Raw genomic sequence first — 11,302 nt, forward strand, 5'->3', positions numbered from 1 at the left:
GTGGGGGCTGCCTGTTGAACCTGCTCACCACGGCGGGCGCTCTGAGCAGAAATTTCGGCCGCGCACTCATGCTTGGAAGGGCATGGGCTCCGCTGCGACCATTTTGTAGACGGTAAGTGTATACAAAAACGGTGTTCAGTGGCTGCCAAATTGCAGCCGGCCACCTAGAGCTTTCCCTGATTTCATGCCGACGCCAATGCCGCCTGCAACTGGCTGCGGTACTGCAGCAGCTGCGCCGCCACGGCCACGGCGATCACCTCGGGCTCCTTGCCGTCCACGCCGGGAACGCCGATGGGACAGGTGATGCGGTCTATCTCGGCGTCGCTGAAGCCGCGCGCCTGCATGCGGTGGCGGAAGGTCTGCCACTTGGTGCGGCTGCCGATCACGCCGATGAAGCCCAGGTCGTCGGCCTCGCGCAGGCGCTTGAGCACCGCGAGCAGCACCTGGAAATCCTCCTGGTGGCTGTAGCTCATTACCAACAGCGAGCTGCCGGACGGCAGGCCTTCGACGGCCGCCTCGACGGGATCGGAGTATTCGCACTGCACGTTCTCGGGCACCTGCGCCGGAAAGCCGTGCTCGCGGCTGTCTATCCACTGCACCTGCACGGGCAGCTGCGCCATGGTCTGCACCAGGGCCCGGCCCACATGGCCGGAGCCGAACAGCGCCACCGGCATCCAGCTCTGCGACAGGGCCTGGCGCAGCGTGGGCGCATCGGCTGCGGCCACGCGGCGAAAGCGCAAGTGCACCACGCCGCCGCAGCACTGGCCGAGCGACGGCCCGAGCGCATAGCGCTCGCTGGATTCGGCGAGCTGCGGCTGCTCGAGCATGCGCAGCGCATGCTGTGTCGCCATCCACTCGAGGTGGCCGCCGCCGATGGTGCCAACGGCGTTGTCCTCGGCGAAAACGGCCATCCACGCGCCTTTTTCGCGCGGCACCGAACCCTGTGTAGACTCCACCTCGACCAGGCATGCCGGCTGGGTGGCGAGGCGGTCCAGAAACTGTTGCAAAGCCGTCACACTGTGTCTCCTTGGGGGATCAACCCTCTGCCCAAGTACCCCGGCAAGCGAAACCTGTTCCTCACCATGAGCACCTCTTCCACTCCCACCCCCGATCCCGGCGAGCCCGGCCTGCTGGCGCGCATCCGGTCCTGGTTCGCACCGGCGCCGCCGGCGGTCTTCGGCGAGGCGTCCACCGCCGTGTCCCAGGCCGAAGACGAGATCGCCTACCGCGCCGAGGCCGCCGCGCACCTCTACGCGCGCTACGCCGTGCGCGTCCACCAGGGTATTCTGCCCTCGCCGCTGTATGCCATTGCCGTGGTGCGCACCGATATCGATGCGGCCGGCCGCATCCAGCGGCTGCACTGGCTGCGCCAGCCCGGCCATGCGCCGGAGGTCACGGAGGAAATCGAGCAGCTGCTGCGTGCGGCCGCTCCATTTCCGGCCGCCGCGCAACTGGGCGCGGTGAGCTATACCGAGACTTGGCTGTGGGACGAATCCGGCCAGTTCCAGTTGCAGACGCTGACGGAAGGTCAGGAGTGAAGCCCATCTTAGGCGGGCGGGCTGCGGACGCTATATGGCGAAGCATAGTGCACCTATCCGCGCTTCCATCTAGCGGATATTGAGCCTTTTTGGCCTCCAGCGCTTATGTAGCAAGCGCTAGCAGCTATCTTTTTTGAAAATATGGACCCCGCGGGCGCCCCCTTGGGTGGGGAGGCGCGCCGCGCGTCAGCGGATCAGGACCCGCGGTAGGTGCCGTAGCTCCACGGGCTGACCAGCAGCGGCACGTGGTAGTGCTGGTCGGTGTGGGCCACGCCGAAGTCGATGCTCACCACGTTCAGGAAGTTCGGCTCGGGCAGCTGCGCGCCCTTGGCGGCAAAGTAGGCCGCCACGTCGAACGACAGCCGGTACGTGCCCGTCTTGATGCTGTTGTTGTCGAACAGCGGGGTGTTGGTGCGCCCGTCGTGGTTCAGCGTCTCGCGCTTGATCAACGTCGCCTGGTCGCCGTTGGTGGCGTAAAGCGCGATCTGCATGCCCGCGGCGGGGCAGCCATTCATCGTGTCTAGTACATGTGTGCTCAGTCCCATAGGGGTATCTCCTATTCATTGTCAACCACATCAGGATCATGATGTGCACCGAAAGTGTATACACTTTTTGTGCAACACGTCTATGATGCAAACCATGGAATCGACATCAACTTCCGCGATTGCCCAGGCGCTGACCCGCGCCATTGTGGAGCACAAGCTCCTTCCGGGCACCAAATTGGCCGAGCAAAAGTTGGCCGATCACTTCGGGGTGTCGCGCACCCTGGTGCGCCAGGCGCTGTTCCAGCTGTCGCAGAACCGCCTGGTGACGCTGGAGCCCGCGCGCGGCGCCTTCGTGGCCACGCCCTCCGCCGAGGAGGCGCGCCAGGTGTTTGCCGTGCGCTACATGCTCGAGTCCGAAATGGCCCGCAGCTTCGCCCGCGACGCGACGCCGTCCCAGATCAAGGCGCTGCGCGAGCATGTGCGCCAGGAAGCCACGGCCGTCGACCGCGCCGATGTCAGCAGCCGCACCGAACTGCTGGGCGACTTCCACGTGCGCATCGCCGAACTCATGGGCAACGAGGTGCTGGCCCAGATGCTCGGCGACCTGATCTCGCGCAGCGCCCTCATCACGCTGATGTACCAGACCGAAAGCGCGGCAGCGCACTCCCACGAGGAGCACGAAGACATCGTCAACGCATTCGCCGCCAAGGACGCCGACCGCGCCGTGCAGCTGATGCAGGAGCACTTGCAGCATGTGGAGCATGGCCTGACCTTCACACGCGACGTGCCCGCCAACGACCTCTCCATGGCCCTATCCACCCTCTCCCTATGACTCTCTACGACGCCACCCTGCCCTATCCCCGCGACCTGGTCGGCTACGGCCCCAAGCCGCCCCATGCCCAATGGCCGAACCGCGCACGCATCGCCGTGCAGTTCGTGCTGAACTACGAAGAAGGCGGCGAGAACTGCGTGCTGCACGGCGATGCCGCCTCGGAGCAGTTCCTGTCCGAAATGTTCAACCCCGCCGCCTACCCCGAGCGCCACATGAGCATGGAGGGCATCTACGAATACGGCTCCCGCGCCGGCGTGTGGCGCCTGCTGCGCGAGTTCGAGAAGCGCGGCCTGCCGCTGACGGTGTTCGGCGTGGCCACGGCGCTGCAGCGCTACCCCGAGGTGGCCCAGGCCTTCGTCGAACAGGGCCACGAGATCGCCTGCCACGGCCTCAAGTGGATCCACTACCAGAGCGTGCCTGCCGACGTGGAACGCGCCCACATGAACCAGGCCATGGAGATCTTCCAGCAGCTCTTCGGCAGCCGCCTCGAGCACGGCCTGGGCTGGTACACCGGCCGCGACAGCCCCAACACCCACCGCGTGGTGGCCGATTTCGGCGGCTTCGCCTACGACAGCGACTACTACGGCGACGACCTGCCGTTCTGGATGAAGGTCCAGAAGACCGACGGCAGCACCGCCAACCAGCTGATCGTGCCCTACACCCTGGACGTGAACGACATGCGCTTCGCGCTGCCGCAGGGCTACTCGCACGCCGATCCGTTCTTCCAGTACATGAAGGACACCTTCGATGTGCTCTACAAGGAAGGCGATCCCGACGGGGACAACGCGCCCAAGATGATGAGCATCGGCATGCACTGCCGCCTGCTCGGCCGCCCCGGCCGCATCACCGCGCTGCAGCGCTTCCTCGACCATATCCAGCAGCACGACCATGTCTGGGTGTGCCGCCGCATCGACATCGCCCGCCACTGGGCTGCCACCCACCCCTGCAAGGACTGATCATGGCCTATACCTTGGAACAACTGAACCAGGCGAGCCCCGCCGAAGCCGCCCACATGCTCGACGGCCTGTACGAGCACTCGCCCTGGATCGCCGAGGCGGCGCTCGCGCAGCGCCCCTTCCAGTCGCTCGCGCAGCTCAAGTACGCCATGGTCAAGGTGCTGGCCGACAGCAGCGACCAGAAGAAGCTCGACCTGATCCGCGCCCACCCGGAGCTGGCCGGCAAGGCCATGGAAACCAACACGCTCACGGCCGAGTCGACCAACGAACAGAGCAAGGCGGGCCTGACCAACTGCACGCCCGAAGAGCTGGCCCACATCCAGCAGCTCAACCGTGAATACGGCGCGCGCTTCGGCTTCCCGCCGGTGCTGGCCGTGCGCGGCCCGCGCGGCCTGGGCCTGCCCAAGGCCGAGATCATCGCCACCTTCGAGCGCCGACTGCACAACCACCCGTCCTTCGAGCGCGACGAGGCGCTGCGCAATATCCACCGCATCGCCGAGATCCGCCTGAACGACAAGTTCGGCTACGAGCCCACGCTGGGCAATGATGTCTGGGACTGGCAGGAGCGCCTGGCCCAGCACAGCGACGAAGGCTATGCCGAGAAGGGCCAGCTCACCGTCACCTACCTGACCGACGCGCACCGCGCCTGCGCCCAGCGCATCAGCCACTGGATGCACGACTGCGGCTTCGACGAGGTCGAGATCGACGCCGTGGGCAACGTGGTGGGCCGCTACCACCCGGCCACGCCCGAGGGCAAGTACGTGCTGACCGGCAGCCACTACGACACCGTGCGCAACGGCGGCAAGTACGACGGCCGCCTGGGCATCTTCGTGCCCATGGCCTGCGTGCGCGAGCTGCACCGCGCCGGCAAGCGCCTGCCCTTCGGCATCGAGGTCGTCGGCTTCGCCGAGGAGGAAGGGCAGCGCTACAAGGCCACCTTCCTGGGCTCGGGCGCGCTGATCGGCGACTTCAACCACGACTGGCTGGAGCAGAAGGACGCCAACGGCATCACCATGCGCGAGGCCATGGAGCATGCCGGCCTGTGCATCCCCGACATCCCCAAGCTCAAGCGCGACGTCGCCAAGTACCTGGGCTTCATCGAAGTCCACATCGAGCAGGGCCCGGTGCTCAACGAACTCGACATCCCGCTGGGCATCGTCACCTCCATCAACGGCAGCGCCCGCTATGTGTGCGAGATGATCGGCATGGCCAGCCACGCCGGCACCACGCCCATGGACCGCCGCCGCGACGCCGCCTGCGGCGTGGCCGAACTGATGCTGTTCGCCGAGAAGCGCGCCGCGCAGGACGGCGACTCGGTGGCCACCGTCGGCATGCTGGAAGTGCCCAACGGCTCGATCAACGTCGTGCCCGGCAGCTGCAAGTTCAGCCTGGACATGCGCGCGCCCACCAATGCGCAGCGCGACGCCATGGTCAGCGACATCCTCGCCGAGCTGAAGGCCATCGCCGAGCGCCGCGGCCTGCGCGTGACCAGCGAGCTGACCATGCAGGCTGCTGCCGCGCCCAGCGCCCCCGAATGGCAGCAGCGCTGGGAAGACGCCACCTCCGCCCTGGGCGTGCCGCTGTTCCGCATGCCCAGCGGCGCCGGCCACGACGCGATGAAGCTGCACGAAGTCATGCCCCAGGCCATGCTCTTCGTGCGCGGCATCAACAGCGGCATCAGCCACAACCCGCTCGAATCCTCCACCGCCGACGACATGCAGCTGTCCGTCGACGCCTTTACCCACGTACTCCAACAACTTGCGAGCCAAGCATGAGCAACACCACCTACACCGCGCTCGACCAATGGGTCGACCAGCATTTTGACGAGCAGGTCCGCTTCTTCCAGGATCTGGTGCGCGTGCCCACCGACACGCCGCCCGGCAACAACGCGCCGCACGCCGAGCGCACCGCCGAGCTGCTCAAGGACTTCGGCTACGAGGCCGAGAAGCACGTCGTGCCCGAGTCCGAGGTCAAGGCCTACGGCATGGAATCGATCACTAACCTGATCGTGCGCCGCCCCTTCGGTGCCGGCGGCCGCACCGTGGCGCTGAACGCCCACGGCGACGTGGTGCCGCCCGGCGAAGGCTGGACCAAGGAGCCCTACGGCGCCACGATCGAGGACGGCAAGCTCTACGGCCGCGCCGCCGCCGTCAGCAAGTGCGACTTCGCCACCTTCACCTATGCGCTGCGCGCCCTCGAGGCCGTGGCCAAGCCGGCCAAGGGCGGCGTGGAACTGCACTTCACCTACGACGAAGAGTTCGGCGGCCTGCTCGGCCCCGGCTGGCTGCTGTCCAAGGGCCTGACCAAGCCCGACCTGATGGTCGCTGCCGGCTTCAGCTACGAAGTGGTGGTGGCGCACAACGGCTGCCTGCAGATGGAAATCACCGTGCACGGCAAGATGGCGCACGCCGCCGTGCCGCACACGGGTGTGGACGCGCTGCAGGCCGCCACCTTCATCCTGAACGGCCTGTACGCCGAGAACACCAAGTACCAGCAGATCACGTCCAAGGTGGCGGGCATCAAGCACCCCTACGTCAACGTGGGCCGCATCGAGGGCGGCACCAACACCAACGTGATCCCCGGCAAGGTGCAGCTCAAGATCGACCGCCGCATGATCCCCGAGGAGAACCCTGCCGAGGTGGAAGCCAGCATCCGCGCCGTGATCGCGCAGGCCGTGCAGGACTTCAACACCCAGCGCGGCTACGAGGGCGAGGATGCCGTGCGCGTGGACATCAAGCGCCTGCTGCTGGCCAACGCCATGACCCCGCTGGCGGGCAACCAGCCGCTGGTGGATGCCATCCAGACGCACGCCGAGACCGTGTTCGGCGAGAAGCCCCCGGCCGTGGGCACGCCGCTGTACACCGACGTGCGCCTGTACGTGGAGCAAGGCATTCCGGGCGTGATCTACGGCGCGGGCCCGCGCACCGTGCTGGAATCGCACGCCAAGCGCGCCGACGAGCGCCTGGACCTGGAAGACCTGCGCCGCGCCACCAAGGTGATCGCGCGCATGCTGCACGACCTGCTGGCATAAGACCTATGCGCTGGCGCGCATGACCAGCCAGACGGGCACCTTCGGGTGCCCGTTTTTTTGCGTGCGCCACCCCTGCTCCCGCACCGGCAAAACTGCGAAGATAGGCGCCATGCTCCTGCTGCCACCCGCTCGCGGCGCGCTTGTGGCGCGCCATGGCCCCCGAGGTACCCGGCGCGCACCGGCGGCCCGCGCGCCGCATCGGCCGCCTGCGCCCGCCCTCTGTTGCGGCAGCAACGAACAACATTTCAGGGTTTACCGGGGGGTGTCAAACCATATAACGTGTATACACTTTTTGTATGGATTGTCTGCGCGCACTTTGTGCGTACCACTAACAAAACTGTTGATCCGCAATAGGAGATAAAACGATGCAGCCCCAAGTACACCCCGTTGATGAAAAGCTGCCGCTGGGGAGATTGACCGCGCTCGGTCTGCAGCACGTGCTGGTGATGTATGCCGGCGCCGTGGCCGTGCCCCTGATCGTGGGCCGGGCCCTGAACCTCTCGCCCGACCAGATCGCCAAGCTGATCTCGGCCGACCTGTTCGTCTGCGGCCTGGTCACGCTGATCCAGGCCTGGGGCGCCACCCAGTGGTTCGGCATCAAGCTGCCCGTGATGATGGGCGTGACCTTCGCCAGCGTGGCCCCGATGATCTCCATGGCCCAGACCACCGGCGGCGTCTACGGCGCCGGGCTGATCTTCGGCTCGGTGATCGGCGCGGGCATCATCTCGATCCTGATCGCGCCCTTCATCAGCCGCATGCTGCGGTTCTTCCCGCCGGTGGTGACCGGCACCATCATCGCGGTCATCGGCATCAGCCTGATGCGCGTGGGCATCAACTGGATCTTCGGCAACCCCGTGGGCCCGACGGCCCCCGCGGTGGCCAACCCCGAGCACCTGAAGTGGCTGCAGGCCGCGCAGGCCGCAGCGGGCGCCCCCGGCTCGTCGCTGCCGCCCGTGCCCACCGGCCTGACCATCCTGCCTTCGGTGCCCAACCCCAAGTACGCCGACCTGACCGGCATCGGCATCTCGGCCATCGTGCTGGGCTCCATCCTGCTGATCACCAAGTTCGCCAAGGGCTTCCTGGCCAACATCTCGGTGCTGGCCGGCATCGTGATCGGCGCCGTCCTCGCGTCGGCCATGGGCCTGATGACCTATGAAAAGGTGGCCAAGGCCGGCTGGTTCGACTTCGTGCTGCCCTTCGAGATCGCCATGCCGGTGTTCAACCCCATCCTGATCCTGACCATGTCGCTGGTGATGGTGGTGGTGATGATCGAATCCGTGGGCATGTTCCTGGCGCTGGGCGACATGACCGACCGCGAGATCAGCCGCGACGACATGACCCGCGGCCTGCGCACCGACGGCCTGGGCACCCTGCTGGGCGGCATCTTCAACACCTTCCCCTACACCAGCTTCTCGCAGAACGTGGGCCTGGTGGCCGTGACCGGCGTCAAGAGCCGCTGGGTCTGCGTGGCAGGCGGCGTCATCCTGATCGTGCTGGGCGTGCTGCCCAAGCTGGCCGCCCTGGTGGAATCGCTGCCCACCGTGGTGCTCGGCGGCGCCGGCCTGGTGATGTTCGGCATGGTGGCCTCCACCGGCATCCGCATCCTGAGCAACGTGGACTTCCGCAACAACCGCTACAACGCCATGATCGTGGCCGTGTCCATCGGCGTCGGCATGATCCCGCTGATCGCCCCCAACTTCCGCCAGTGGATGCCCCACGCCATCCACCCGCTGATCGAATCCGGCATCCTGCTGGCCTCCATCTGCGCCGTGGGCCTGAACGTGTTCTTCAACGGCGCCAAGACCAGCACCGCAGACATCATCGCTGCCGCCAAGCAGGCCGATGCCCACTGATTCTCACTGATGAAACACGCCCCGCAGAATGTTGTCCAACACGGCATCTGCGGGGTTTCACGCCGCTACACTTCTCAGGGAATCTCCGACGAGACAGCATCCGTGATCCAGAGCACGATGCTTCTTGGTCGGAGACGACCGAGAGCCAATTTTGACCCGAGAGGCGCTGCGCCTCTTTCTGTTTTTTTGATGAGCAACACCTATGGCACAACAACTGTCCGCCGCTGAACAAGCACTGCGCGATGCAGCCCGCGAATACCACCGCAGCCCCAGCAAGGGCAAGATCTCGGTCAACGCCACCAAGCCCCTGTCCAACCAGCGCGACCTGTCGCTGGCCTACTCGCCGGGCGTGGCCTATCCCTGCCTGGACATCCAGGCCGACCCGTCGCTGGCGGCCGAGTACACCTCGCGCGGCAACCTGGTTGGCGTGATCACCAACGGCACGGCCGTGCTGGGCCTGGGCGACATCGGCCCGCTGGCCGGCAAGCCGGTGATGGAAGGCAAGGGCTGCCTGTTCAAGAAGTTCGCGGGCGTCGATGTGTTCGACATCGAGCTGGACGCGCGCGACCCGGACAAGATCATCGAGATCGTCGCCGCGCTCGAACCGACGCTGGGCGGCATCAACCTCGAGGACATCAAGGCGCCCGAGTGCTTCTACATCGAGCGCGAGCTGTCCAAGCGCATGAACATCCCGGTGTTCCATGACGACCAGCACGGCACGGCCATCATCTCCAGCAGCGCGCTGCTCAACGGCCTGGAGCTGGTGAACAAGCAGATCGACAAGGTCAAGATCGCCGTCTCGGGCGCCGGCGCCGCCGCCATCGCCTGCCTCGACGTGATGGTGGGCCTGGGCGTCAAGCGCGAGAACGTCTACGTGGTCGACTCCAAGGGCGTGATCTACGAAGGCCGCCCCGGCGGCTTCGACGAATCCAAGGCCCGCTATGCGCAGAACACCACGGCCCGCACGCTGGCCGACGTGGTCGACGGCGCCGACGTGTTCCTGGGCTGCTCGGCCCCCGGCGTGCTCACCGCCGAGATGGTCAAGACCATGGCCGACAAGCCGATCATCCTGGCGCTGGCCAACCCCGAGCCCGAGATCCGCCCCGAGCTGGCCAAGGCCATCCGCCCGGACTGCATCATCGCCACCGGCCGCTCGGACTACCCGAACCAGGTCAACAACGTCCTGTGCTTCCCCTACATCTTCCGCGGCGCGCTCGACTGCGGCGCGACCAAGATCACCGAGGCGATGAAGCTCGCCTGCGTGCGCCAGATCGCCGCGCTGGCCAAGGAGAACGTCAGCGAGGAAGTGGCCAACGCCTACGCCGGCAAGGAGCTGACCTTCGGCCCCGACTACCTGATCCCCACGCCGTTCGACTCGCGCCTGATCCTGAAGATCGCGCCCGCCGTGGCCCAGGCCGCAGCCGAATCCGGCGTGGCCACGCGCCCCATCGCCGACATGGAAGCCTACAAGGAGCAGCTGTCGCGCTTCGTGTTCCAGACCGGCATCCTGATGCGCCCGGTGATCAGCGCCGCCAAGGCCGTGGCCGAGTCGCAAAAGCGCGTCGCCTATGCCGACGGCGAGGACGAGCGCGCGCTGCGCGCGGCGCAGTTCGCCATCGAGGACCGCATCGCCCGCCCCATCCTGATCGGCCGCCCCGCCGTGATCCAGGCCCGCATCGAGAAGGCCGGCCTGCGCATGCAGGCGGGCAAGGACTTCGAGATCGTCGACCCGTCGGACGACCCGCGCTTCCGCCAGTACTGGGAGCACTACCACCAGCTGATGAAGCGCGACGGCGCCACCGCCGAAGTGGCCAAGGCCTCGGTGCGCCGCTCCAACACCATCATCGCCTCGCTGATGGTCAAGCTGGGTGACGCCGACGCGATGATCTGCGGCCTGGTCGGCACCTACGAGACGCACCTCGAGCGCATCCACAACATCCTGGGCCACGCGCCCGAGGCGGCGAACTACGCGGCGCTGAACGCGCTGATGACCAACAACGGCACGCTGTTCATCACCGACACCTACGTCAACGAAGACCCGACGGCCGAGCAGCTGGCCGACATCGCCTGGATGTCGGTGCAGGAAGTGCAGCGCTTCGGCCTGCCGGCCAAGGTGGCCTTCCTGTCGCACTCGAGCTATGGCTCGTCCAAGCGCGCCTCGGCCAAGAAGATGCGCGCCGCGCGCGACATCTTCGTGGCCCGCCACCCCGAGATCGAGTGCGACGGCGAGCTGCACGGCGACGCCGCGCTCGAGCCCAAGATCCGCGCCACCTACCTGGGCGAGGCCGACACCTCGCTCCACGGCTCGGCCAACCTGCTGGTGTGCCCGAACCTCGACTCGGCCAACATCCTCTACAACGTGCTCAAGACCACGACCAGCGGCGGCGTGACCGTGGGCCCGATCCTGATGGGCGTCTCGGCCCCGGCCTACATCCTCACGCCGGCCGCCACCGTGCGCCGCGTGCTGAACATGACGGCCCTGGCCGTGGCCAGCGCCGCCGCCCGCCGCGGCTGAGCCTGAGCCGGCTTCACGCCAACCCAGACGGGGCCTTCGGGCCCCGTTTTTCATGGCCGGCGCTATCAAAAACAATAGCTTCTGGCGCTCAA

At 66.7% G+C, this 11,302-nt stretch carries 9 protein-coding genes; 7 read left to right on the forward strand and 2 right to left on the reverse strand.

The features are described 5' to 3' along the window. Positions 1-182: 182 nt before the first annotated feature. A complete protein-coding gene (gene xdhC / locus ACYVKR_RS14485) occupies positions 183-1,016 on the reverse strand; it encodes a xanthine dehydrogenase accessory protein XdhC (protein WP_460481622.1) in 834 nt (277 codons plus the stop codon). A 66-nt stretch (positions 1,017-1,082) separates the two neighbouring features. Here xdhC and ACYVKR_RS14490 point away from each other — a divergent pair, with 66 nt between their 5' ends. Then, entirely contained in the window at positions 1,083-1,538 is a 456-nt protein-coding gene (locus ACYVKR_RS14490) for a hypothetical protein (RefSeq protein WP_460481623.1), read from the forward strand. A gap of 194 nt (positions 1,539-1,732) precedes the next feature. Here the strand turns inward: ACYVKR_RS14490 and uraH are convergent, their stop codons facing one another. Further along, positions 1,733-2,083: a hydroxyisourate hydrolase gene (gene uraH / locus ACYVKR_RS14495; protein WP_460481624.1), complete on the reverse strand. Its 351-nt coding sequence runs from the start codon at positions 2,081-2,083 to the stop codon at positions 1,733-1,735. Between the two features lie 94 nt (positions 2,084-2,177). Here uraH and ACYVKR_RS14500 point away from each other — a divergent pair, with 94 nt between their 5' ends. The 6 genes from ACYVKR_RS14500 to ACYVKR_RS14525 all read left to right on the forward strand — a co-directional run bounded on the left by ACYVKR_RS14500 (position 2,178) and on the right by ACYVKR_RS14525 (position 11,210). Then, positions 2,178-2,855 carry a GntR family transcriptional regulator gene (locus tag ACYVKR_RS14500; RefSeq protein WP_460481625.1) on the forward strand — a complete coding sequence of 226 codons (678 nt, stop codon included), beginning with the start codon at positions 2,178-2,180 and terminating at the stop codon, positions 2,853-2,855. Further along, positions 2,852-3,811 carry a polysaccharide deacetylase family protein gene (puuE, locus tag ACYVKR_RS14505; protein ID WP_460481626.1) on the forward strand — a complete coding sequence of 320 codons (960 nt, stop codon included), beginning with the start codon at positions 2,852-2,854 and terminating at the stop codon, positions 3,809-3,811. The genes ACYVKR_RS14500 and puuE overlap by 4 nt, the downstream gene beginning before the upstream one ends. 2 nt (positions 3,812-3,813) lie before the next feature. After that, positions 3,814-5,586 (forward strand): 2-oxo-4-hydroxy-4-carboxy-5-ureidoimidazoline decarboxylase, encoded by a 1,773-nt coding sequence (gene uraD, locus ACYVKR_RS14510; protein ID WP_460481627.1) that lies wholly within the window; start codon positions 3,814-3,816, stop codon positions 5,584-5,586. Further along, a complete protein-coding gene (locus tag ACYVKR_RS14515; RefSeq protein WP_460481628.1) occupies positions 5,583-6,842 on the forward strand; it encodes a zinc-binding metallopeptidase family protein in 1,260 nt (419 codons plus the stop codon). The genes uraD and ACYVKR_RS14515 overlap by 4 nt, the downstream gene beginning before the upstream one ends. A gap of 365 nt (positions 6,843-7,207) precedes the next feature. Next, positions 7,208-8,695 (forward strand): nucleobase:cation symporter-2 family protein, encoded by a 1,488-nt coding sequence (locus ACYVKR_RS14520; protein ID WP_460481629.1) that lies wholly within the window; start codon positions 7,208-7,210, stop codon positions 8,693-8,695. 202 nt (positions 8,696-8,897) lie between these two features. Next, positions 8,898-11,210, forward strand: coding sequence for an NADP-dependent malic enzyme (locus ACYVKR_RS14525; protein WP_460481630.1), 2,313 nt, complete (start codon positions 8,898-8,900; stop codon positions 11,208-11,210). Positions 11,211-11,302 lie beyond the last annotated feature (92 nt).

This window comes from Comamonas humi (genome assembly GCF_054782535.1).

What these genes read in the sequence shown, in the direction of transcription:
- ACYVKR_RS14490 (WP_460481623.1), top strand. Translation starts at nt 1,083, where the DNA reads ATGAGCACCTCTTCCACTCCCACCCCCGATCCCGGCGAGCCCGGCCTG.
- ACYVKR_RS14520 (WP_460481629.1), top strand. Translation starts at nt 7,208, where the DNA reads ATGCAGCCCCAAGTACACCCCGTTGATGAAAAGCTGCCGCTGGGGAGA.
- puuE (WP_460481626.1), top strand. Translation starts at nt 2,852, where the DNA reads ATGACTCTCTACGACGCCACCCTGCCCTATCCCCGCGACCTGGTCGGC.
- ACYVKR_RS14515 (WP_460481628.1), top strand. Translation starts at nt 5,583, where the DNA reads ATGAGCAACACCACCTACACCGCGCTCGACCAATGGGTCGACCAGCAT.
- uraH (WP_460481624.1), bottom strand. Translation starts at nt 2,083, where the DNA reads ATGGGACTGAGCACACATGTACTAGACACGATGAATGGCTGCCCCGCC.
- uraD (WP_460481627.1), top strand. Translation starts at nt 3,814, where the DNA reads ATGGCCTATACCTTGGAACAACTGAACCAGGCGAGCCCCGCCGAAGCC.
- ACYVKR_RS14525 (WP_460481630.1), top strand. Translation starts at nt 8,898, where the DNA reads ATGGCACAACAACTGTCCGCCGCTGAACAAGCACTGCGCGATGCAGCC.
- ACYVKR_RS14500 (WP_460481625.1), top strand. Translation starts at nt 2,178, where the DNA reads ATGGAATCGACATCAACTTCCGCGATTGCCCAGGCGCTGACCCGCGCC.